We start from the raw sequence: 21394 nt of genomic DNA on the forward strand, positions 1-21394 counted from the left end.
CAATGAAAAAGCTGCTCGTCATCGGCCTGATGGCCCTGTCCGCATTACTGGCCGCCTGCGAGCGCCGCGCCACCGCCCCGCGCCCGGAGTTCACCAACACCGACCTGACCGGGCTGCCATACGCCAAGGACTTCGCGCTGACCGACCACAACGGCAAGCCGCGCACGCTGGCCGACTTCAAGGGCAAGGTCGTGCTGATGTTCTTCGGCTATACCCAGTGCCCGGACGTCTGCCCGACCACGATGGCCGAGATGTCGGCGGCGATGAAGGAGCTGGGTCCGCAGGCCGACCAGGTGCAGGTGCTGTTCGTCACCGTCGATCCCGAGCGCGACACCCAGCAGCTGCTGGCCGAGTACGTGCCGGCCTTCGACAAGCGCTTCCTCGGCCTGTACGGCAGCGCCGAACAGACCGCCGCCGTCGGCAAGGAATTCAAGGTGTTCTACGCCAAGGTGGCGGGCAAGACGCCGGGCAGCTACACGATGGACCACACCGCCGCCAGCTATGTGTTCGACAAGCAGGGCAAGATCCGCCTGCTGGTGCGCTCCGGCCAGGGGCCCGCGCCGATCGTGCACGACCTGAAGCTGCTGCTGGCCCAGCCTTGATGCAGCAACGCTTCCAACCCTACACCCGCCTCGCGGCCATCGTCCTGCTGGTGATCGGCTGTCTGACCGTGCTGCGGCCGTTCCTGGCCGCGATCCTGTTCGCCGCCGCCATCACCATCTCCAGCTGGCCGCTGTACCTGCGCCTGCTGGCGCGCTGCAAGCAGCGCCGCTGGCTGGCCGCCGCCATCATGAGCGTCTGCCTGACCGTGCTGATCATCGTGCCGCTGGCGCTGGTGACGTGGAACGTGGCCGACAACGCCAGCCAATTCTACGACCAGCTCAAAGCCAGCCTCGAAGGTGGCACCTTGGCGCCGCCGGCCTGGCTGAAGGAACTGCCGCTGGTGGGCGAAGCGGCCGACACCTATCTGCGCAAGTTGCTGGGCAGCCGCGAGGAATTGCTCAACGTCGCCAAGAACCTGCTGGAGCCGGCGCGCCGCTTTGTGCTGGGCGGCGGCATGGTGCTGGGCAGCGGCGTGGCCCAGGTCAGCCTGGCGGTGTTCGTCAGCTTCTTCCTGTACCGCGACGGCCAGACGCTGCTGGCGGCGCTGGCCTCCCTGATGAACAAGCTGATCGGCAAACAGAGCGCGGCCGTGACCGACACCGTCAGCCGCACGGTGCGCGGCGTCATGTACGGCTTGCTGGGCACGGCGCTGGCGCAGGCCGGCGTGGCCGCCATCGGCTTCCTGATCGCCGGCGTGCCGGCCGTGGCGCTGCTGTCGGTGGCGACCTTCCTGTTGTCGCTGATTCCGGTCGGCCCGCCCTTGATCTGGGGCGGCGCGGCGATCTGGCTGTTCAATCAAGGCAGCACCGGCTGGGGCGTGTTCATGCTGGTGTGGGGCATGTTCATCATCAGCGGCGTCGACAATGTCGTCAAGCCCATGCTGATCAGCCGCGGCAGCAGCCTGCCGTTCATCCTGGTGTTGCTGGGGGTGATGGGCGGCGTGCTGGCGTTCGGCTTTGTCGGCCTGTTCATCGGCCCGACGCTGCTGGCGGTGGCGCTGGGCCTGCTGCGCAACTGGACCGGCGACGAAGTTGTCTAGAAATTGATCATCTGCCCGGCGCGCTCGGCGTCGGTGTGGCGTTCGAAGATGCGGCGCAGCGTGCCGTCTTCGCGCATGGCGTGGATCGCCTGGCTGAAGCGGGCCACGGTGGCGGCGTCGACGTTCTGGCGCGACAGCACCAGTCCCGACACCATATTCTCGCGCGGCGCCCAGTCCATCACGCTGTAGGTGCCGGCCAGCTGTTCCTGCTTCACCAGCGGATACCAGGTGGTGGGCGTTGCCATCACCGCGTCCACGCGGCCCAGCTTGAACAATCGCATCATCGCCAGGTGGTCGGCCGTCTCGAACACACGGCCCTGCTCGCGCAGCTTGGCCAGCCAGACTTCGTAGGCGTGGCCATGCTTGTAGCTCTTGACCACGGCAATCTTATATTGGGGATCGGCCAGGAAGCTGTCCATGCTGTGCAGGCGCCCGCTGAGCTCCTTGTGCAGCAGGACGAAATTGCGGCCCGTCATATACGGCACGAAGCGGCCGATCTTCTCGCGTTCAGGGAGGGGAATCGCGGACACCGACATATCGATGCTGCCGCCGCCGAGGCCGGCCCAGATGCGCACGCGGGAATCGACGCTGGCGTCGATGGTGCAGCCGAGCCGGCGGGCCACTTCGTCGACCACGTCCTTGTCGATGCCGGTCCAGCCGCCGCCGGCGGCGTGGTAGAACAGCGCGCCATCCTCGTAGAAGGCGACGCGCAGATGCTGGCAGCCGCTGCGTGGCTCCGCCATGCCGGCGCCGGCGGCGCAGAGCAGGGTGCAGCTCACGGTACAGCTCAGGACAAGGCGACTGAGCACGTCTCCTCCCATCGGGTTAGTCCAGGTCGGCGTTATCCTCGGTGTCATCCTTGGGAATGACCTTGACCAGCAGGATGCGCGGACCGTTCATTTTCTTGGCGACGATGTCGAAACCGCGGAAACTGATGCGTTGGCCCTGTTTCGGGATATCGCCCAGTTTCAGCATGATCAGGCCGCCTACCGATTCTACCTCTTCCAGGCCCAGTTCCTCGTTTTCGATGTCTATGCCCAGTGTGCGCTCCAGCGAGAAGATAGGCAAGCTGGCCTTGCCCACCAGTGTGCCGTCCGGCTGCTTGAGCCAATCGTTCTCGTTGAGGCGGAATTCGTCATGGATTTCGCCCACCATCGCGCCCAGCAGGTTGTCGAGCGTGATGAAGCCCAGCGGACGCTTGCCTTTTTCGCCGATCAGCGCGAAGTGGGGCGCGCCGTCGCGGAAACGGCGGAACTGCTCCAGCGCCGGGGTGCGGGCGGAAATCGTCTCCACCGGGCGCAGGAAAGGCACCAGGTCGGTCACCGGCTTGCCGGACTGCTGGGCGAAGAACAGGTCTTTCAGGTGCACCACGCCCAGCACGGTCTCGCCGTCCTTGTCGTAGTAGGGGTAGCGGCTGAAGCGGTTGCGCAACATGGTTTGCAGGTTGTCGTTCAGCGGACGGTTGGCGTACAGGCCGATCACCTCGTTAATCGGACGCATCAGGTCGGACACGGCCAGGTCGCTGAAATCGAGGGTATGGGCCAGGATGTTGCGTTCGTCTTCGTTGAATTTTTCGCCAGGCTGGCTGGTGCGCAGGATCAGCTTGAGTTCGTCGATCGAATAGTGGCTGTCGTGGCTGCCCTTGCCGGCCAGGCCCACCAGGCTCAGCACCATGTTGGCGCTGGCGTTGAGCACCCAGATAAACGGATACATGGCCCAGTAGAAGCCGTACAGCGGCAGCGCGCTCCACAGGCCGATCACTTCCGGCATGCGGATCGCCAGCGACTTCGGCGCCAGTTCGCCGACCACGATATGCAGGAAGGAGATCACGCAGAAGGCGAACACGAAGGCGATGCCGTGGACGATCTCCGGCGAGCTGACGCCGACCACGCGCAACAGCGGCTCCAGCAGGCTGGCGAAGGCCGGTTCGCCGACCCAGCCCAGGCCCAGCGAGGCCAGCGTGATGCCCAACTGGCAGGCGGACAGGTAGGCGTCCAGCTGGCCGTGGACCTTGCCGAGGATGCGGCCCTTGAGTCCCTGCGTCTTGGCGATGGCGCGCACGCGCGTCTTGCGCAGCGTGACGATGCCGAATTCGGCCGCCACGAAGAATCCATTGAGCGCGACCAGGAACACGGCGAGCACGACAAGCATAAGGTTTTGCATAGGGTCCGAGCGGTGGCTCAGGTAGTCAAAACATGCATCTTAGCCTATTCGGCGATGGCGAAGGGCCCGCTATGGACGGCCGACAGGATGGCTTCGATCGCCGGATGGGTGATTTTGCGGGCGTTGGAGATGGCGTAGAACTGTTCGCGCAGCTCGGGCGCGTCGCCCACCAGCACGGCGCCGAACTGCTCTTCGATGTCCTGCGCCAGCGCCGACGGCGCGAAGAACAGGCCCAGGCCGTTGCGGCCGAAAGTGTTCAGCATGGCGTTGTCCTCGAACTCGCCGACGATGTCCGGCCGCACCTTGTGCTGCACCAGCCAGGCGTCGATGCGGCCGCGCAGCGCGTTGTTGCGGGTCGGTAGCAGCAGCGGCGCGCCGTGCAGGCTGTGCGGGAAGTTGCGCCGGTATTTGCGCGCCAGCTTGTGCACGCCGTACAGCTTCATGTCGCTTTCGCCCAGCAAGTGACTGAACACCTTCAGGCTGCCGCCGGCGCGCACGGTGCGGTCGGTCAGCACCACGTCCAGTTTGCCCAGCGCCAGGTCGGCCAGCAGCGATTCGAATTCGTTCTCCATGCACACCAGCCGCACCTGCTGCTCCAGCTGCTGCGTCGCTTGCAGCAGGCGGTAGGCGATCAGCTTGGGCAGCGAATCGGAGATGCCGACCGTCAGCCGCATCTTGCTCGCTTCCGTCTCGTCCAGCGCATCCTGCAACTGGTCGCCGAGCAGGAAGATCTGTTCGCAGTAAGTGAGCGCCAGCTTGCCCGCCTCGGTCGGCACCAGCCTGCGGCCCTGCGGCTCCAGCAGCTGCTTGCCTATCGATTGTTCCAGCGACGCGAGTTGCATGCTGATGGTCTGTACGGCCAGCCCCAGGCGCTCGGCCGCGCGCGTCACGCCGCCTTCCTTGGCCACCATCCAGAAGAAGTAAAGATGCCGGAAATTGAGTCCGCTAGTTTTCATGATCTTCTATTTTTACGAAGTAATACTTCAATTATCTTCTATTTTTAAAAACCCCATTGTTCTCTACACTGCATCCCATCGATTTATAACCATGAGAGAAAAGAATGAAACACTTCAAAGTGTCATTCCTCGTCACGTTCCTCTGCCTTGCTGCAGCGGGCTGGTGGGGCTACGAATTGTCCGGGTGGAGCGGCGCCTTGTCCGCCGTGGGTATCGCCGCGATCCTGGCGGCGATGGAAGTGTCGCTGTCGTTCGATAACGCGGTGGTCAACGCCTCCGTGCTCAAGACCTGGGACGACTACTGGCAGAAGCTGTTCCTGGGCGTCGGCATCATCATCGCGGTGTTCGGCATGCGCTTGCTGTTCCCGCTGGTGATCGTGGCGGTGGCGGCGGACATCGGCATCATGGATGTGTGGACCCTGGCGCTGAACGATCCTAAGACGTATTCGATGCACCTGACGAATCACCACGCGGAAGTGGCGGCATTCGGCGGCATGTTCCTGCTGCTGGTGTTCCTGAACTTCCTGTTCGATGACGAGAAAGAAGTCCACTGGCTGGGCAACGTCGAGAAGAAACTCGGCTCGCTGGGCAAGGTCTCCTCGATCTCGGTAATGATTGCGCTGGCCGTCCTACTGGGCTCTATGGGCCTGGTAGGCGAAGCGCAAAAGCTGGTGGTGCTGGTGTCTGGCCTGTGGGGCATCCTGATCTACGTCGGCGTCGACGCGGTCAGCAACCTGCTGGAGAAGGAAGAAGAAGGCAGCAATGTCGGTGACCTGGTCAAGAAGGGCGGTATCGGTGGTTTCCTGTACCTGGAAGTGCTCGATGCTTCGTTCAGCTTCGACGGCGTGATCGGCGCGTTCGCCATCACCACCGACGTCGTGATCATCATGCTGGGCCTGGCGATTGGTGCGATGTTCGTCCGCTCGCTGACGGTGTACCTGGTGAAGAAGGGCACGCTCGACGAATTTGTCTTCCTGGAGCACGGTGCGCACTATGCGATCGGTATCCTGGCCGCGATCATGTTGGCGAGTATGAAGTTCCACATTCCGGAACTGTTCACCGGTCTGATTGGTGTGGCCTTCATCGGCGCCTCGCTGTGGTCTTCGGTGCGTCATCGCCGCAAGCAGGAAGCCGCCATCGCCATCGCAGCATAAAAGTATTCAAGAATTCGGCGGACCGTTAATTACGGACACGGTCCGCCGCCTGTAGTACGGAAGTAAGCAATAAAGTCCGGTTCTCTTTTTAGGAGCATCACATCATGGCAATCAGTCTGCAAAAAGGCGGCAACGTCAATCTGAGCAAAGAAGCACCAGGCCTGTCGAAAATCGTGGTCGGCCTGGGTTGGGATGTACGCAGCACCGACGGCAAGGACTTCGACCTGGACGGTTCGGCCTTCCTGTTGAAGGTGGACGGCAAGGTCCGCGCCGACAACGACTTCATCTTCTACAACAACCTGAAATCGTCGGACCAATCGGTGAGCCACTCGGGCGACAACCGCACCGGCGCCGGCGATGGCGACGACGAAACCGTCACCATCGACCTGACCAAGGTGCCGGCCGATGTGGAGCGCATCGCCATCTGCGCCACCATCCATGAGGGCGAAGAGCGCCGCCAGAACTTCGGCATGGTGCAGAAGGCCTTTATCCGCTGCGTCAACGGCGCCGGCAACGGCGAGATCGCCCGCTACGACTTGTCCGAAGACGGTTCGACCGAATCGGCGATGGTGTTCGGCGAGGTGTATCGCAACGGCGGCGATTGGAAGTTCAAGGCCGTAGGCCAGGGCTTCAAGGGCGGCCTCGGTCCGCTGGCCACGTCGTTCGGCGTACGCGTTTAACTTGAAATAGAAAGGACTCAGACATGCCTAAATTTTCGATCACCGGCGACATCGATCCCTTCCTGCACGTCTCGCTGGCTCACGGTGAAAAAATCTACTGCGAGTCGGATGCGATGGTGATGATGGAGGCGGCGCTCGATTTGAAGGGCAAGGTCACCGGCGGCATCGGCGCGGCCATCATGCGCCGCTTCGCCAACGGCGAGTCCTTCTTCCAGCAGCACATCGAGGCAGTGCGCGGCGAGGGCGATTGTTTGCTGGCGCCGCGCCTGCCCGGAGCGATGCAGGTGCTCGACGTCGGCCAGCAGCAGTACATGCTGAGCGACGGCGCCTTCGTCGCCGCCACCTCCGGCGTCGAGCTGAAGGTGCGTACCCAAAGCCTGGGCAATGCGCTGTTCGCGCAGAGCGGCGGCTTTTTCATCACCGAGACCGCGGGCGTCGGCCAGGTTGCGGTATCGGGCTTCGGCTCGATGTCGCAGCTGGACGTCACGCCGGGGCGCGATGTGATTATCGATAACTCGCATGTGGTGGCATGGGATAGCGCGCTGCGCTATGAAATCTCGGTCACCACCGGCGGCAACAGCGGCTTTCTGAGCAATCTGGTCAACAGCCAGACCAGTGGCGAAGGCATGGTGCTGCGCTTTTCCGGCCACGGAAAAATCCTGATCTGCTCGCGCAACGGCGCGGCATTCCAGGCCTGGGCGCAGCGCGGCGTTGCAACGTAATCGTCGAAATGTAATTCAAAGGAGTCAAACATGACTGTCAGTTTAAGCAAGGGCCAGAAGATCTCTCTGGCCAAGGAATCGGGCGGCGCATTGGGCCGCGTGACCATGGGCCTGGGTTGGGACGCGATCAAGACCAAGGGTTTCCTGGGTTTCGGCTCGAAGACCGAGGCGGTCGACCTGGACGCCTCGTGCGTGATGTTCAACGAGTCCGGCGCGCCGGTCGACGTGATCTGGTTCCGCCAGTTGAAGAGCAGGGATGGCAGCATCCAGCACACCGGCGACAACCGCACCGGCGCCGGCGATGGCGACGATGAGCAGATCAACGTCGACCTGAACGCCGTGCCGTCCACGGTCAAGAGCCTGGTGTTCACGGTGAACAGCTTCACCGGCCAGACGTTCGAGCAAGTGGAAAACGGCTACTGCCGCCTGCTGGACGCCAGCAGCGGCAAGGAAGTGGCGCGTTTCAACCTGTCCGTGCAGGGCCCGCACTCGGCGCAGATCATGGCCAAGTTGTATCGCCACAACGGTGAATGGAAGATGCACGCCATCGGCGAAAACGGCAAGGGCCGCACCTTCGACGAGCTGCTGCCGCAGATCGCCACCCACCTGTAACCCCCGGGGTCAGATCTGACATTCGGACACGAGCTCCGCCCTAGCGACCACTACGGCGGAGCTTGTGTCCGAATGTCAGACTTGACCCCAATTTTCCACGGTATAATATTGCCATGGAAAAACTAAAAGATTATGCCGAGATTGTTGCCCAAGCCTCCAAGGGTGAGCTGGTTTTTCCAACCAGCGTCAATGCCGCTTTGCGGCTGCAACTGGCGTTGGCCGATCCCGATTGCGATACCGAGGATGTGATCCGCAAGGTGCTGAGCGAGCCGCTGCTGGCCGCACGCACCGTGGCGCTGGCCAATGCGGTGGTGTTCAACCGTGGCGGTACGCCGATCACCGGCGTGCGCTCGGCGGTGCAGCGCGTCGGCTTCCGCAACCTGTACACGATGGCCGCCGCGATGGTGGTGCGCCAGTTCGGCAGCCGCATCCGCGACGCCGCCTTGCGCGCCCAGGCCGAACAGCTGTGGCGCCACACGGCCCACGTGGCCGCGCTGTCCCACGTGATCGCCCGCAAGCTGACCCGTACCGACGCCGATACCGCGCTGTTCGCCGGCATCGTGCACGAGGCGGGGGGCTTTTACCTGTTGTCGCGCGCCGACGACATTCCCGGCCTGCTCGACGCCCCCGAAGACTGGATGGGCGCGGCGCAGGAAATCATCACCCGCGAAATCATGAAGAAGATGGCGATCCCGGAGCCGGTCAGCCAGGCCATCGTTTCACTGCGCGGCGCCACGCTGACGCCGCCGCCGCTGGGTCTGCGCGACACCCTGCTGATCGCCAAGCACCTGGCCCCGGTGCGCTCGCCGCTGGCGCCGGAACGCGAACACGCCAGCCTGGTCGGTTTCTTCGACGACAACGCCGCGCTGGAGCAAATCCTGTTCGAATCGGCCGACGAAGCCGCCTCCATGAGCGCCGCGTTGTTGGCCTGAGTGTTGTTAAACGCACTAGTCCATATGCACTAATCGTGCCGAAAATAGTGTCTAAGGCACAATTGTTGCCCAAAGTCTGGCAATATGCGGATCGTGCGACACGCCAGAAGCGTGTATGCTAACAGTCGTCATACAACAGTAAAAAGACCATGAACCAGACCGCCGCCGCTCCCATGTCCGCTCCTACCGTCCTCGTGCCGAAGAAGAAGCATCGCAACCTCGCCCAGGGCGTGGTCGAGGCGTTCACCAACAGCATCCAGGCCGGCACCCTGAAGCCGGGCGAAAAGCTGCCGACCGAGTCGGTCATCATGGAGATGCACGGCGTCAGCCGCACCGTGGTGCGCGAGGCGATTTCGCACCTGCAGGCGGCGGGGCTGGTGCAGACCCGCCACGGCATCGGCACCTTCGTGCTGGAGCCGCAGCCGGCCAACCTGCGCATCTCGGCCGACACCATCCGCACCATCGGCGATGTGCTGGCCATCCTGGAGCTGCGCATCAGCCTGGAAACCGAGGCGGCCTGGCTGGCCGCCACCCGCCGCACCGAAGAACAGGTGCAGGAGATGGGCGCGGTGCTCAAGCGCATCCAGCATTCGCAGGGCCGTCCAGGTTCGGTCGAATCGGACGTGGCCTTCCACCTGCTGATCGCGCAAGCGACCGGCAACCGCTATTTCGTCGACATTCTCAGCGACCTGGGCAACGCCATCATCCCGCGCGCGCGCGTCAATTCGGCGCAGCTGGCGCACGACGACCCGGCCGTCTACCTGGAACGCCTCAACCGCGAGCACGACGACATCTACAACGCCATCCTGCGCAAGGACGCCGAGGCGGCCCGCGCCGCCATGCGCACCCACCTGAGCAACAGCCGCGAGCGCCTGCGCCGCGCGCAAGAAGGCATCGCCGCCGGCCAGACTGCATAAAAAGCAACGATAGCAGGGCGATTTGGCGGATTTTGCTAAATCGCTTGCTCACGAACGAAGATGGTTGTACGATGTCATACAACAGATGGCACAAAGCTGTCGAATTCCCCGTCCTGAGCTGTCGATTATTGGAGACCTTATGCAACCGAATGACCTTAAAAAAATTCTTTCCTCCGGCCTGCTGTCGTTCCCGGTCACCGACTTCGACGCTGAAGGCAACTTCCGCAAGTCGACCTATATCGAGCGCCTGGAGTGGCTGGCTCCCTACGGCGCCAGCGCGCTGTTCGCCGCCGGCGGCACGGGCGAGTTCTTCTCGCTGACCGCCAACGAATACACCGACATCATCAAGACCGCCGTCGACACCTGCGCCGGCCAAGTGCCTATCCTGGCCGGCGTCGGCGGCCCGACCCGCGTGGCCGCGGCCTACGCCAAGGAAGCCGAGCGCGTTGGCGCGCAAGGCCTGCTGCTGCTGCCGCACTACCTGACCGAAGCGAGCCAGGACGGCCTGATCGAACACGTGGCCGAAGTCTGCAAGGCGACCAACCTGGGCGTGGTGGTCTACAACCGCGCCAACTGCCGCCTGACGCCGGACTCGCTGGCCAAGCTGGCCGATCGTTGCCCTAACCTGATCGGCTTCAAGGACGGCGTCGGCGATATCGAGCTGATGGTGTCGATCTGGCGCAAGATGGGCGACCGCTTCAGCTACCTGGGCGGCCTGCCGACCGCCGAAGTTTACGCCGCCGCGTACAAGGCTTTGGGTACTCCGGTATACTCGTCGGCGGTATTCAACTTCATGCCGAAATTGGCGATGGACTTCTACCATGCCGTCGCGTCGGACAATCACGCCGAACAAAACCGCATGCTGGACGAGTTCTTCCTGCCATACCTGGAGATACGTAACCGCAAGGCCGGCTACGCAGTAAGTATCGTTAAAGCGGGTGCACGCCTGGTGGGCCACGATGCAGGCCCGGTGCGCGCGCCACTGACCGATCTGACTGCGGAAGAATGCGACATGCTGGATAAACTGATACGCAAGCAAGGCGCTCAGTAATCCCTGCGGCGGCGAAAAATATAAAACAAGCGCGGCTGGTCCGCGCTTTTCACACATTGAGGAGTCATTATGCAAGTTGCTGGTGAAATGGTTATCGGCCGCAGCGCGGTCCTGGGTAAAGAAGGCACGATGAAGGCGATCGATCCATCGCGTAACGTGGAAATCGAACCGGCCTTCGGCCTGGCCGGCGCCGCCGACCTGCAACGCGCCTGCGAACTGGCCGACCAGGCTTTCGACACCTACCGCGCCACCGGCCTGGAAGCGCGCGCCAAGTTCCTGGAAACCATCGCCGACCGCATCATGGACATCGGCCCCGCGCTGATCGAACGCGCGATGCAGGAAAGCGGCCTGCCGCAAGCCCGCCTGGAAGGTGAGCGTGGCCGTACCTGCAACCAGCTGCGTTTGTTCGCGAAAGTCGTGCGCGACGGCCGCTTCCAGTCGGCCACGCTGGACAGCGCGCTGCCGGAACGCACGCCGCCGCGCAGCGATCTGCGCCTGCGCAAGATCGGCCTGGGCCCGGTCGCCGTGTTCGGCGCATCGAACTTCCCGCTGGCGTTCTCGGTGGCCGGCGGCGATACCGCGTCGGCACTGGCGGCCGGCTGCCCGGTCGTGGTCAAGGCCCACTCGGCCCACCTGGGTACTTCTGAACTGGTCGGCAAGGCTGTGGCCAAGGCCGCCGCGGAATGCGGCATGCCGGAAGGCGTGTTCTCGATGCTGATCGGCTCCGGCCAGACCATCGGCCAGGAACTGGTCAGCCATCCGGCGATCAAGGCCGTGGGCTTCACCGGTTCGCGCTCGGGCGGCCTGGCGCTGATGCGCACCGCCGCCGCGCGCAAGGAGCCGATCCCGGTCTACGCTGAAATGAGCTCGATCAATCCGGTGTTCCTGCTGCCGGGCGCCTTGGACAACGCCAAGCTGCCGCAAGCCTTCGCCGATTCGCTGACGCTGGGTTCGGGCCAGTTCTGCACCAACCCGGGCATGCTGGTCGGCCTGAAGAGCGACAAGCTGCAAGCCTTCGTCGCCGCCGTGTCGGGCACCTTGGGCGCGAAAAACGCGACCACCATGCTGACCCCTGGCATCCACAAGGCCTACGTCACCGGCGTCAACGGCCTGGCCGCCATCGACGGCGTGCAGCAGGTCGCCGCCGGCCAGGGCACGGACGCACCGTGCGCGGCGCAAGCCTTCCTGTACCAGGTGGACGCCAAGTCCTTCCTGACCAACACCGCGCTGGAAGGCGAGATCTTCGGACCGACTTCGCTGCTGGTGGTCTGCGACGATGAGGCGCAGATGCTGGCCGTCGCCGAACACGTGGAAGGCCAGCTGACCGCAGCCGTCCACGCCACCGCCGACGACCGCGAACTGGCCGCGCGCCTGATGCCTACGCTGGAACGCAAAGTGGGCCGCATCCTGTTCAACGGCTTCGGCACCGGCGTGGAAGTGTCGCACGCGATGGTGCACGGCGGCCCGTTCCCGTCGACCTCGGACAGCCGCACGACCTCGGTCGGCGCTTCGGCCATCGACCGCTTCCTGCGTCCGGTGTGCTACCAGGATGTGCCTTCGTACCTGCTGCCCGAGTCGCTGGCCGACGCCAATCCGCAAAACATCCCGCGCGTCGTCAACGGCGACCTGGCATGGAACGGGTAAGCGACATACGCTGCACGGTGGGCGAAAGCCCAACGTGGAGCGCGGCGGAATCGGCCTGGTACTGGGTCGATATTCCCGCCAAGCGTGTCTGGCGCCTGGACGGCGCCAGCGGCGCGGCGCGCTTCTGGACCACCACCGAAATGGCTGCCTGTGTGGCGGCCAAGGCGGGCGGTGGCCTGATCGCCGGCATGGAGACGGGCATCTTCAGCCTGGAGCTGGGCGAGGCGGAAGCCGCAGTCCAGGCCAGGCTGGCGGCGCCCGCCGCCGGGCTGGGCGAGGGTATGCGCTTCAACGACGGCCGCTGCGACCGTCAGGGGCGCTTCTGGAGCGGCACCATGTTCATGGACATGTCGGCCGCGCGCGCGGTCGGTGAGCTGTATCGCTATGATGCGGCGCGCGGCATTTCGGCGCCGATCGTGTCGGAGCTGATCACGCAGAACGGCCTGGCGTTCTCGCCGGACGGCCGCACCATGTACCTGTCGGATTCGCATCCGGCGCGGCGCATGGTGTGGGCGTTTGATTACGACATCGACGACGGCGTACCATCCGGCCGCCGTGTGTTCGCGGACATGTCGACCTATGTGGGCCGTCCCGACGGCGCCGCCATCGACAGCGACGGCTGCTACTGGATCTGCGGTAACGACGGCGGTTGCGTGCTGCGCTTCACGCCGGACGGCAAGCTCGATCGCCGCATCGACGTGCCGATGTTGAAGCCTTCCATGTGCGCGTTCGGCGGCAAGGATCTGGATACGCTGATGGTGACCTCCATCGTCTCCGGCAAGCCGGAGGACGCGGAGTGGGGCGGCGCAGTGCTGCTGCTGTGGCCTGGCGTGCAAGGCGTGGCGGAAACGCCATTCGGACTGTAATGACGGGGCAGATGCTGAACAGGCTTCTGCCCTTGTTGTTTGCGGCCTTGCTGGCCGCATGTGGCGCCGCACCGGTGGCGCCGCCGTGGATGCCCGACCTGGGCAACGGCCAGTATCAAAACCCGGTGCTGCACGCCGACTATTCCGATCCCGACGCGATCCGTGTCGGCGACATGTACTACCTGACTTCCTCCAGCTTCAACAACGCGCCCGGCCTGCCGCTGCTGCAGTCGCCGGACATGGTGAACTGGACGCTGGTCGGCCACGCCTTGCCGCAGCAGGTGCCGTTGGATATCTTCACATCGCCGCAGCATGGCAAGGGTGTGTGGGCGCCGTGCCTGCGCTACCACGACGGCAAGTTCTGGATCTTCTATCCCGATCCCGATTTCGGTGTCTACGTCATGACGGCGGCGGCGTTCGCCGGACCTTGGAGTGCGCCGCGCCTTCTGCTGGCCGGCAAGGGCATCATCGACCCCGCGCCGTTGTGGGACGACGATGGCCAGGCCTACCTGCTGCACGCGTGGGCCAAGAGCCGCGCCGGCATCTCCAACCAGCTGACCTTGCGCCGCATGGCGCCGGACGCCAGCCGTATGCTGGACGACGCGGGCAAGACCGTCATCGACGGCAACCGGCTGCCCAACTACACCACGCTGGAAGGGCCCAAGCTGTACCGGCATGACGGCTACTACTACGTCTTCGCGCCGGCGGGCGGTGTGGAATTCGGCTGGCAATCGGTGTTCCGTTCGCGCAGCATCGATGGGCCTTACGAGGACAGGATCGTGATGACGCAGGGACGCACGCCGGTCAACGGTCCGCATCAAGGCGCTTGGGTGCGCACGCAGGCGGGGGAGGATTGGTTCCTTCACTTCCAGGACAAACGCGCCTACGGCCGCGTGGTGCATTTGCAGCCGATGCGGTGGCGCGATGGCTGGCCGGTGATCGGTGAGGACGTGGATGGCAAAGACATTGGGCAGCCGGTCCTGCAATATCGCAAGCCGGTGGCGGGGCGCGCCGCCACGGCGCCGGCCACCGGCGACGAATTCGATGGCGCGTCGCTCGGCCTTCAATGGCAGTGGAATGCGAACTGGAAGCCGGCGTGGTATTCGCTGTCTGCGCGCGCGGGTTATCTGCGACTGTACGGCCAACCGGCAGGGCGCAATCTGTGGGACACGCCGTCGCTGCTGCTGCAAAAGCTGCCCGCCGAATCGTTCACCGTTACGACGCGGATGGATGCGAGTGCGTTGGGCGAGGGCGGCAAGGCAGGCCTGATCATGTACGGCGCCGATTATGCCTGGCTGGGCGCACGCCGGGAAGGCGGCAAGACCACGCTGGCGCTGGTCAGCTGCTACAAAACCGAGGCCGCGTGCAGCGAACAGGAGGAGGCCGGAACCGAGCTGACCGGCCAGCAAGTCTGGCTGCGCATGCAGATACGGCCAGGCGGCGTAACGACCTTCTCATACAGCCGCGACGAGAGCAACTACACCGTCATCGGCAAGCCTTTCACCGCCCGCATGGGCCGTTGGGTAGGCGCGCAAATGGGTCTGTTCGCCACCAATGGCGGCCACGCCGACATTGACTATTTCCACGTCACGCCGTAGTTTACTGCTTCTTCAACACCAGCTTGAACTGCGTGACCCATTTATCCTTGATGTTCATTTCGCTGAAGGCCTCGTAGGCGTCGGCGCCGGAGGGCGTCCAGCGGACGCGGTAGGTGAGGGACTGGCCGTCGGCGACGTATTGCGTGGCTGGGAATTCCAGGCCGGTGGCGGTTGGCGTCATCGTGCCGCGGCTGTAGCCGCCGCCGTTTTCCACGTACAGGAAAGCCACCTGCCTGGCCGCCGAATCGTAGTAGTAGATCGTCTCGCCGACATAGTCCGGCTTGCCCGGCGTGCGCACCGTGTGCACGTCGCGCAGCACATTGCCGTCGTATTGCCACTGGAAGCAATGCTCGTCGCTCTGCTTACCTTCCGGGAAGTCGCCCTTCCAGCAATGCCCGGCCAGGAAGGCCATCGGTTTGAGCGCTTCAGCAGGTGCCGCCTGCGCGGCGGCGGAAGACAACAACAGCAGCATGAACAGTGGACGCATGGCGGACTCCGGACGTGTAAGTCACATCAGTATATGCGAATCCATGTCGCCGATGATGGGCCAGCCTAGTCCGTCAGGTAAATCTCGTGATAGGCGCCATCGGCAAAATAGATGATCTCGCAGCTGGCTTCGCCGAAGCACAATCCGATCGACTCGTTGGCGATGCTGAGCGGCGCGCAGCTGTTCCCGGTGTGGCATGCAGGCTGGTAGCTGCCTGGCTGGACCAGCGACAGGTGCGGTGGATTGGCCTTGATGTCCTTGAAGGTCTTGATGATGCTGGCCGTGCCGTCAGTCACTGCGCTCGGCACCACGGCCAATCCGTAGCTGCCGTCCTGGCCGTTTTGCACCACAAGCGCGGTGTCGACGTTCCCTTGCCGCTGGAATTTCCCCGACAGCGAGAGGCTGGCGTCCGGCACACTGGCGGAGGCGGCGAGCGGCGTCCATCCTGGCGGCAGTTTTTTAACGATGGCCTCGCTACCGTATGCATGGCCGGCGGACGACAAGACCAGCAGCAAGCCTGCTGCCAGTCTTGCGCGATGAAGTTGCTGCGTCAATGTGCACATGGGCTTCCTCGTTGGGTTCACTGCAATGAACCCATTCTATTTTTTGCCCTGTTCGTGGTCAATAAAACAATGATTACGAATTGGTAATGACGCGATTGAATTTCAGGCGGACAGCGTCTTGTTGTGGACCTTGCCGCCGATGGTGACGTTCTTCAGCGTCAGGCCCTGCACGTTGTACAGGTACCAGGGTTGCGCCATGTTGGCGGGCAGGCCGAAGTCGCAGTCGGTGATGGTGACGTCGGTGACGGGAACGACGGCCGGCATCGGCAGCGGGCCGTTGTAGTCCGACGCCACCGGGCCGAGGATCACGATGGCCTGGTAGCACGACACCACTTTGCCGTCCTTGGTCTTCACGTTGCCGACCTTGACGTTGGAGATGTGGACGTTGCTGACCACCGGCGGCCGCGTGCGGACGTTGTCGCTGAGCGGTGTGTAGTCGCAATCGAAGGTGACGATGGCGCCGGCCGCCGTGGCCACGGTCTTCGATTGAATCGGCGATCCCGGCAGCGATGCGTAGAACGAAGGGCTAGTCTGTACGCCGTTCGGTATCGAGATGTCGCGCACATGGAAGTTGCGCAGGTAGCCGCCGCGATTGAGGTTGGTCTTCAGGCGGATCGCCGTGTTGAGCGGATTGGTGGCCCAGTTGATGTTCTGGAAAACCAGCTTCTGCGCGAAGACGTTCTGGATGCCGCCCGCCATCTCGCTGCCCAGCGTGACGGCGCCGTGGCCGCTCTGCATGGTGCAGTTCTGGATCACGATGTTCTGCGACGGGCCATACTGCGTATCGAGATCCTTGCCGGCCTTGATGGCGATGCAGTCGTCGCCGGTGTCGAAGGTGCAGCCGTCGATCAGCACATGGTCGCAGGCTTCCGGATCGAAGCCGTCGCTGTTGGGACCCAGGCTTTCGCAGTGGACCTTGCGGATGACGATGTTGCGGCAGTGGACAGGGTGGTGTTGCCAGAACGGCGTGTGCGTGACGTGGTAGCCCTCCAGCAGCACGTTGGTGCAACCGATCAGCTGTATCATCGGCGGCCGCAGGAAGTGGCCCAGGCCGAACACGCGCCGCGACAGCGGCACGCCCGCTTCCGACAGCGCCGGCAGGTATTGCGCGTCGGCGCGCCAGCGGGCGCCTTCGCCTTGTATCAGCTGGCGCTCCGCTTCGGTCAGTTGCGGCGCGATGGTGGACAGCGACTCCGCGTTCAACGGGTTCTCGGTGTTCTCCGACATCTTCCCTTTGGTGAAATTGGGCGTCGAGCCTTGCGCCACCGCGTTCAGCGTCTTGAGTTTGCCTTTCCAGGTCCACCAGCAGTCGCCCTGTTCGTTGAACGGCACGCCGCCCTGGCCGTTCAGGGTGCTGGTCCAGTCGGCGCCGGTCAGGGCGATGTTGTCCTGGCCATAGGCGTAGATCATCGACGAGAAGTTCAGGCAGTCGTTGCTCTGCCAGCGCGAGATCGACAGCTTGCCCTGCTTGCCGCAATCGATGTCGCCGTACTTGGCGTAGTCGGCCGGGTTGTTGCTGAAGTAGATCTGCGCGCCGGCGCTCAGGTGGAGGTTCACGTTCGACAGCAGCACGATCGGGCCGGCGCAGTACCAGTTCCCGGCGGGGACCAGCACGCGGCCGCCGCCCGCTTCGTGGCAGGCTTTGATGGCGGCCTTGATGGCGGCGTAGCAGTCGCTCGATCCGGCGGCCGGGGTATCGACGATGTCCTGTTCCTCGAACGAGATCCAGGCTTTGACCTTGACCATCTTGCAGGTCTGCGCGCCGTAGGCGGTGATGACGAAGTCCTGCTTGCGGAAGGTGAGCGGCCGGGAGACGCGGTCGATGATGGCCTGTGCCTGCAGCCACGGATCGGGCGCGGTGGCGGCGCGCGCCGGCATGCCGAGCGACAGGCCGGCGGCGGCCGGCAGGGCTTTCATCAGGCTGCGGCGCTGGGTGTTGATAGTCATGCGGTGATCCTATTCATCCGAGTTGTTGAACTCACCGAGGAAGACTTCCGCCGGCGATGGTTTTGCGGTGTAGCCGAGATCCTTGACGGGATCGATGCCGGCTTTAATCAGGTTGTTCCAATGGTCGTCGGAGTTGTATTGGGCCGGGCGGTAGGCCAGCGTGCCTTTCTTGTTCCAGTCCGACCATGGCGATGCGCGGTTGATGTGCGGGCCGATGCGCGAATTCATGACGACCATTTTGCCAACCGCTTCCAGCGAGTTCCGGGCGATGGTGCCTTTTGGCGCCTGATAGCCGTTGACAGGGCCGAAGGTGCAGGCGTAGCCGTCGACGGCGACTTTGTCGTACGGCGTGCAGCGCGAGTTGTGGAACCATTGGCGCAGCAGGTAGAACGCGTTGGCGTTGGACGATGCGTCGTGGGTGAAGCGGCAGTTGTCGAAGACGAAGCCGTACCTGGTCTTGACGTGGGTATCCGGCGCGGCGGCGTAGGACAGGCCTCGGTCTCCCAACGATTTGATCTCGGTCTGGTGGAAGTAGGCGGTGCTGTCGCCGAAGATGAAATCGACGTCGCCTTCGATGTAGGATTTGTTGAAGAAGCTGCGCGAGGTGTTGGCTACCTGCGGGGCCTTCAGGTACAGCGTGTCCTGGAAGCCGATCAGGCGGATGTTTTCGAACTGCGCCTTGTCGGCGCCATCCACTTGCAGCGCCAGTGCCTGATGGTGGATGTTGTTGACGTTGGGGAGCGCCTCGGCGCGGGCGTTGCCGGTGTCTTTGTTGTAGGCGTTTTCGAACGTCAGGTTGCGGGCCTGGAAACCGTTGTCCTGCACCCAGACGGTGGCGGTGCCGAAGGTGCCGATCTGGGCGCGGTCCTTGATGGTCGCGTACATCGCCTGCACCGCCGGAGCGGCTTTGGCGAATTGCGCGTTGTATTGCTTGGCGTAGTCGGCGCCGGTGTTGGCGGCGTCCAGCCGAGCGGTAATTTTGGTGGTGCTTGCATCCTTGCCTTCGCCGTACATGGTGATCGGCGCGGCGGAAGCGGGGATGTAGACCAGCTCCTGATAGATGCCCGGTTTGAGCAGCAGATAGAGGCGTTTGGCAGGATGGGCCTTGCTGTCGGCGACCGCGCGGCTGACGGCCTCCTGCACGGTGTTGAACAGCTTCACCCCATCGGCCTTCGCGGATTTATCGACGATGTAGTCGGGTGTGAAGGCCGCGCCTTTGGCCAGTGGATCGGACAGCGGCTCCCACGGATCGATGGTTTCGCTGCCGGCGGTTCCGACGTATTTCAGCACCTCGGTGTAAGCGTATTGCCTGGATTGTTCGACGCTGAGTTGCGGTCGCGTGGATGCCGCTGTGATGGCGGGGAAGGCGTTGAATCGATCTGCGCATGCGGTTGCAGGCGTGTCGCCGAACTCGCCGGTGATACTGGCGAATTCAATCTTCCGGTCCGCCTTGCCGGCGATGCTCACGTCGCGCAGCGTGGCTTGCAGCGGGTGCCGCTCATCGTAGCCTTGCATGATGACGCGCCCCGGCGTGACGCCATGCACGCCGTCGAGGGCGATGTTGGTGTAGACCGGTATCTGCGCGCCTTCCGCACGCGGGTTGTAGTGGGTGCTGATGTCTATCGGCGTTTTGACGTCCCGCAGGCAGACGTTCCGGTAGCTGACCTGATCCACTGTGCCGCCGCGCGAGATGTCGCTCTTGATGCGCAGGCCGGAGGTGGTACCGTCCATGCTCAGGTCATCGACCAGCACGCGCCGCACGCCGCCATTGGTCTCGCTGCCGATGGACATGCCGTGACCGCTGTAGAAGTGGTTGTGCAGGATGGAGATGTTCTCCGTCGGTCCGTTGTTGCCGGCCTTGATGGCGACGTTGTCGTCGCCGGTGCGGATATGGCTGTAGGCGATGGTGATATTGCGCGACGAGATGGGATCGATGCCGTCGGTGTTGCGCGCGGTGGCAGGCGTGTCGATGCGCATGCCCCATGCGGTGAAGCCGTCCACGTTGTTCAGCGTAACGTGGAAGTTGGGCGAATTGCGCAGCGTGACTTTGTGCAGCGTGAAGTCCTGTGAGGCGGTGACTTCGATCAGGCGCGGCACGTTCTGGCGTGCGTCTTCCTTCTGTGCGCGGCGGGCCAGCTGCCACCAGGATTCGCCGGTGCCATCGACCACGTGGCCGCCCTGGCCGTCGATGCTGCCTTCCCCGTAGATGCCGCTGCCCTTGGTCTTGTCAGCCGTGATGAAGGGCTTGCAGCCTTTACCTAGCTTGTCGACAGTGCCGCAGGCGCCGGCGCCGCGATCGAACAGTTTGGGGTTGGTGCTGGCGTACAGCGTGGTCGCGGCATCGATCAGCAGGCTGACGCCGCTGCGCAGCGTGAGCGGGCCGGAGACGAAGCTGTGCTTCTCGTTTTGAGCGGACAACCGCACTGCCTCGCCTGGAGCGCATTGGTCGATGGCGTGCTGGATGCGGTCGGTGTCGTCCTTGCCGGGCGCGTCTCCGGTGGCCGTCAGCACTGCGCAGGGTGTCGGCGCGACGGGCTCGGCGACCTTGCGCATGTCCTGCGCATGGGCGGTGCTGACGCCGGAAGCGGCCAGCAGAAAGGCGATGCCCGCAGTGGACAGCTGTTTCGTCATTGCTCGCTCTCAGGCTTGAACTGGCCGGCCGTCTCCGGCAAGGCCCGTTTCATCTCTTCCATCACCATGCGCGAGAAGTAGGCCGCGCCCTTGGCGCCGACGTGGGTGCGGTCGAAGGCGGATTTGGCGGCGCCTGCCACTTCCACCATGCCGGCCGCCAGCGCGCCCTCGGTGATTTTTTCGGGACGGGGCGCCACGGCCAGCGTATCGGCTTCGTCTTCGCCCATCGCCTGTACTGCTGCGTAGCTGTCGGCGTTCAGGTCCAGCAGCGCGACGTGCTGCGCGGCGGCGGTGGCGCGGATCACGTCGGCCCACGGCAGCAGATTGTTTTCCAGGACCTTGTTGGTGAAGCTGCGGCGCGTCAGCGGCGTGACCAGCACCGGAATGCCACCCAGCGCCTTCACCTCCTGCACGTAGCGCGTCATGTTGACGGGGAATTCGGTTTTCAGGTCGGTCGAGCGGCCAGGCTTGCCCGGCTGGTCGTTATGGCCGAACTGGATCAGCACATAGGTGGCGCGGTAGGCTGCGGCGCCGCGCAGCAAGCCTTCCACTTCGTCCCAGCGGCCTTCTGCGCGGAAGCTGCCGGAGCTGCGGCCGCCCTTGGCCAGATTGAGGCAGGTGTTGGCGCGGTTGATGCGGGCGCAGAACGCGTCGCCGTAGCCGCTGCTGTTGGCCATCGTCGAATCGCCGACCAGGATGACGCGGATTGGTTTTGTGGCTGGTTCGGCGGCGTGCGGCACGGCGCTCGCCAGCATCAGGGCGGCGCCAAAGGAGAGACTCAGGAAATTCATGGGGATATCCGAAAAAAAGGCGCCGGCCGCATCGCGGT

The 21394-nt window shown here is 63.9% G+C and carries 20 protein-coding genes; 12 read left to right on the plus strand and 8 right to left on the minus strand.

What is annotated here, in order from left to right:
- The first annotated feature begins 2 nt into the window (after window positions 1–2).
- Window positions 3–602 carry an SCO family protein gene (locus RUGAMON1_RS04980; RefSeq protein WP_445229460.1) on the plus strand — a complete coding sequence of 200 codons (600 nt, stop codon included), beginning with the start codon at window positions 3–5 and terminating at the stop codon, window positions 600–602.
- On the plus strand, window positions 602–1642 hold the full coding sequence (locus RUGAMON1_RS04985) for an AI-2E family transporter (protein WP_445229461.1): 1041 nt from the start codon (window positions 602–604) through the stop codon (window positions 1640–1642). Before RUGAMON1_RS04980 ends, RUGAMON1_RS04985 begins: the two co-directional genes overlap by 1 nt.
- Here RUGAMON1_RS04985 and RUGAMON1_RS04990 read toward each other — a convergent pair.
- From RUGAMON1_RS04990 to nhaR, 3 genes are read right to left on the minus strand one after another with little or no spacing between them, the layout of a single operon-like run.
- Window positions 1639–2421, minus strand: coding sequence for a substrate-binding periplasmic protein (locus RUGAMON1_RS04990; RefSeq protein ID WP_445229462.1), 783 nt, complete (start codon window positions 2419–2421; stop codon window positions 1639–1641). The genes RUGAMON1_RS04985 and RUGAMON1_RS04990 overlap by 4 nt on opposite strands.
- A 46-nt stretch (window positions 2422–2467) precedes the next feature.
- Window positions 2468–3805 (minus strand): hemolysin family protein, encoded by a 1338-nt coding sequence (locus RUGAMON1_RS04995; RefSeq protein ID WP_445229463.1) that lies wholly within the window; start codon window positions 3803–3805, stop codon window positions 2468–2470.
- Window positions 3806–3849: 44 nt separating this feature from the next.
- Complete coding sequence (gene nhaR, locus RUGAMON1_RS05000) at window positions 3850–4761, minus strand: transcriptional activator NhaR (RefSeq protein ID WP_445229464.1); 912 nt, start codon at window positions 4759–4761, stop codon at window positions 3850–3852.
- A gap of 104 nt (window positions 4762–4865) precedes the next feature.
- Here nhaR and RUGAMON1_RS05005 point away from each other — a divergent pair, with 104 nt between their 5' ends.
- The 10 genes from RUGAMON1_RS05005 (at window position 4866) to RUGAMON1_RS05050 (ending at window position 14937) form a co-directional block, all read left to right on the plus strand.
- Window positions 4866–5915 (plus strand): DUF475 domain-containing protein, encoded by a 1050-nt coding sequence (locus RUGAMON1_RS05005; protein ID WP_445229465.1) that lies wholly within the window; start codon window positions 4866–4868, stop codon window positions 5913–5915.
- 104 nt (window positions 5916–6019) lie between these two features.
- Window positions 6020–6595, plus strand: a complete 576-nt coding sequence (locus RUGAMON1_RS05010) for a TerD family protein (RefSeq protein ID WP_445229466.1) — start codon at window positions 6020–6022, stop codon at window positions 6593–6595.
- A gap of 23 nt (window positions 6596–6618) precedes the next feature.
- Window positions 6619–7317, plus strand: a complete 699-nt coding sequence (locus RUGAMON1_RS05015; protein WP_445229467.1) for a TIGR00266 family protein — start codon at window positions 6619–6621, stop codon at window positions 7315–7317.
- A gap of 30 nt (window positions 7318–7347) precedes the next feature.
- Window positions 7348–7929: a TerD family protein gene (locus RUGAMON1_RS05020; RefSeq protein ID WP_445229468.1), complete on the plus strand. Its 582-nt coding sequence runs from the start codon at window positions 7348–7350 to the stop codon at window positions 7927–7929.
- A gap of 113 nt (window positions 7930–8042) precedes the next feature.
- On the plus strand, window positions 8043–8861 hold the full coding sequence (locus RUGAMON1_RS05025; RefSeq protein ID WP_445229469.1) for an HDOD domain-containing protein: 819 nt from the start codon (window positions 8043–8045) through the stop codon (window positions 8859–8861).
- 149 nt (window positions 8862–9010) lie between these two features.
- On the plus strand, window positions 9011–9778 hold the full coding sequence (locus RUGAMON1_RS05030; protein ID WP_332851296.1) for a FadR/GntR family transcriptional regulator: 768 nt from the start codon (window positions 9011–9013) through the stop codon (window positions 9776–9778).
- Window positions 9779–9917: 139 nt separating this feature from the next.
- Window positions 9918–10829, plus strand: coding sequence for a 5-dehydro-4-deoxyglucarate dehydratase (kdgD, locus tag RUGAMON1_RS05035; protein ID WP_117012989.1), 912 nt, complete (start codon window positions 9918–9920; stop codon window positions 10827–10829).
- Window positions 10830–10898: 69 nt separating this feature from the next.
- The gene (locus RUGAMON1_RS05040) at window positions 10899–12473 is read left to right on the plus strand and encodes an aldehyde dehydrogenase (NADP(+)) (protein ID WP_445229470.1); all 1575 of its coding nucleotides are present in this window, start codon (window positions 10899–10901) and stop codon (window positions 12471–12473) included.
- Window positions 12461–13339 carry an SMP-30/gluconolactonase/LRE family protein gene (locus RUGAMON1_RS05045; protein WP_445229471.1) on the plus strand — a complete coding sequence of 293 codons (879 nt, stop codon included), beginning with the start codon at window positions 12461–12463 and terminating at the stop codon, window positions 13337–13339. The genes RUGAMON1_RS05040 and RUGAMON1_RS05045 overlap by 13 nt, the downstream gene beginning before the upstream one ends.
- Window positions 13340–13350: 11 nt before the next feature.
- Window positions 13351–14937, plus strand: a complete 1587-nt coding sequence (locus RUGAMON1_RS05050; protein ID WP_445229472.1) for a glycoside hydrolase family 43 protein — start codon at window positions 13351–13353, stop codon at window positions 14935–14937.
- A 1-nt stretch (window position 14938) separates the two neighbouring features.
- Here the strand turns inward: RUGAMON1_RS05050 and RUGAMON1_RS05055 are convergent, their stop codons facing one another.
- The 5 genes from RUGAMON1_RS05055 to RUGAMON1_RS05075 form a co-directional block, all read right to left on the minus strand.
- Entirely contained in the window at window positions 14939–15424 is a 486-nt protein-coding gene (locus tag RUGAMON1_RS05055; protein WP_445229473.1) for a hypothetical protein, read from the minus strand.
- Window positions 15425–15489: 65 nt separating this feature from the next.
- A complete protein-coding gene (locus RUGAMON1_RS05060; RefSeq protein WP_445229474.1) occupies window positions 15490–15987 on the minus strand; it encodes a hypothetical protein in 498 nt (165 codons plus the stop codon).
- A gap of 102 nt (window positions 15988–16089) precedes the next feature.
- Entirely contained in the window at window positions 16090–17934 is a 1845-nt protein-coding gene (locus RUGAMON1_RS05065; RefSeq protein ID WP_445229475.1) for a glycoside hydrolase family 28 protein, read from the minus strand.
- Window positions 17935–17943: 9 nt separating this feature from the next.
- The gene (locus RUGAMON1_RS05070) at window positions 17944–20565 is read right to left on the minus strand and encodes a pectinesterase family protein (RefSeq protein WP_445229476.1); all 2622 of its coding nucleotides are present in this window, start codon (window positions 20563–20565) and stop codon (window positions 17944–17946) included.
- The gene (locus RUGAMON1_RS05075; protein WP_445229477.1) at window positions 20562–21356 is read right to left on the minus strand and encodes a rhamnogalacturonan acetylesterase; all 795 of its coding nucleotides are present in this window, start codon (window positions 21354–21356) and stop codon (window positions 20562–20564) included. The genes RUGAMON1_RS05070 and RUGAMON1_RS05075 overlap by 4 nt, the downstream gene beginning before the upstream one ends.
- Window positions 21357–21394 lie beyond the last annotated feature (38 nt).

This window comes from Duganella rhizosphaerae, assembly GCF_040364205.1.
GTDB classification, from domain to species: Bacteria; Pseudomonadota; Gammaproteobacteria; order Burkholderiales; family Burkholderiaceae_D; genus Rugamonas; species Rugamonas rhizosphaerae.

Excerpts from the sequence above, each read along its gene's own strand:
- RUGAMON1_RS05010 (WP_445229466.1), top strand. The coding sequence starts at position 6,020 with ATGGCAATCAGTCTGCAAAAAGGCGGCAACGTCAATCTGAGCAAAGAA.
- RUGAMON1_RS05005 (WP_445229465.1), top strand. The coding sequence starts at position 4,866 with ATGAAACACTTCAAAGTGTCATTCCTCGTCACGTTCCTCTGCCTTGCT.
- RUGAMON1_RS05025 (WP_445229469.1), top strand. The coding sequence starts at position 8,043 with ATGGAAAAACTAAAAGATTATGCCGAGATTGTTGCCCAAGCCTCCAAG.
- RUGAMON1_RS04985 (WP_445229461.1), top strand. The coding sequence starts at position 602 with ATGCAGCAACGCTTCCAACCCTACACCCGCCTCGCGGCCATCGTCCTG.
- RUGAMON1_RS05060 (WP_445229474.1), bottom strand. The coding sequence starts at position 15,987 with ATGTGCACATTGACGCAGCAACTTCATCGCGCAAGACTGGCAGCAGGC.
- RUGAMON1_RS05045 (WP_445229471.1), top strand. The coding sequence starts at position 12,461 with ATGGAACGGGTAAGCGACATACGCTGCACGGTGGGCGAAAGCCCAACG.
- RUGAMON1_RS05050 (WP_445229472.1), top strand. The coding sequence starts at position 13,351 with ATGCTGAACAGGCTTCTGCCCTTGTTGTTTGCGGCCTTGCTGGCCGCA.
- kdgD (WP_117012989.1), top strand. The coding sequence starts at position 9,918 with ATGCAACCGAATGACCTTAAAAAAATTCTTTCCTCCGGCCTGCTGTCG.
- RUGAMON1_RS05070 (WP_445229476.1), bottom strand. The coding sequence starts at position 20,565 with ATGACGAAACAGCTGTCCACTGCGGGCATCGCCTTTCTGCTGGCCGCT.
- RUGAMON1_RS05015 (WP_445229467.1), top strand. The coding sequence starts at position 6,619 with ATGCCTAAATTTTCGATCACCGGCGACATCGATCCCTTCCTGCACGTC.
- RUGAMON1_RS05020 (WP_445229468.1), top strand. The coding sequence starts at position 7,348 with ATGACTGTCAGTTTAAGCAAGGGCCAGAAGATCTCTCTGGCCAAGGAA.
- RUGAMON1_RS04995 (WP_445229463.1), bottom strand. The coding sequence starts at position 3,805 with ATGCAAAACCTTATGCTTGTCGTGCTCGCCGTGTTCCTGGTCGCGCTC.
- RUGAMON1_RS05055 (WP_445229473.1), bottom strand. The coding sequence starts at position 15,424 with ATGCGTCCACTGTTCATGCTGCTGTTGTTGTCTTCCGCCGCCGCGCAG.
- RUGAMON1_RS05075 (WP_445229477.1), bottom strand. The coding sequence starts at position 21,356 with ATGAATTTCCTGAGTCTCTCCTTTGGCGCCGCCCTGATGCTGGCGAGC.
- RUGAMON1_RS05030 (WP_332851296.1), top strand. The coding sequence starts at position 9,011 with ATGAACCAGACCGCCGCCGCTCCCATGTCCGCTCCTACCGTCCTCGTG.
- RUGAMON1_RS05040 (WP_445229470.1), top strand. The coding sequence starts at position 10,899 with ATGCAAGTTGCTGGTGAAATGGTTATCGGCCGCAGCGCGGTCCTGGGT.
- nhaR (WP_445229464.1), bottom strand. The coding sequence starts at position 4,761 with ATGAAAACTAGCGGACTCAATTTCCGGCATCTTTACTTCTTCTGGATG.
- RUGAMON1_RS05065 (WP_445229475.1), bottom strand. The coding sequence starts at position 17,934 with ATGACTATCAACACCCAGCGCCGCAGCCTGATGAAAGCCCTGCCGGCC.
- RUGAMON1_RS04980 (WP_445229460.1), top strand. The coding sequence starts at position 3 with ATGAAAAAGCTGCTCGTCATCGGCCTGATGGCCCTGTCCGCATTACTG.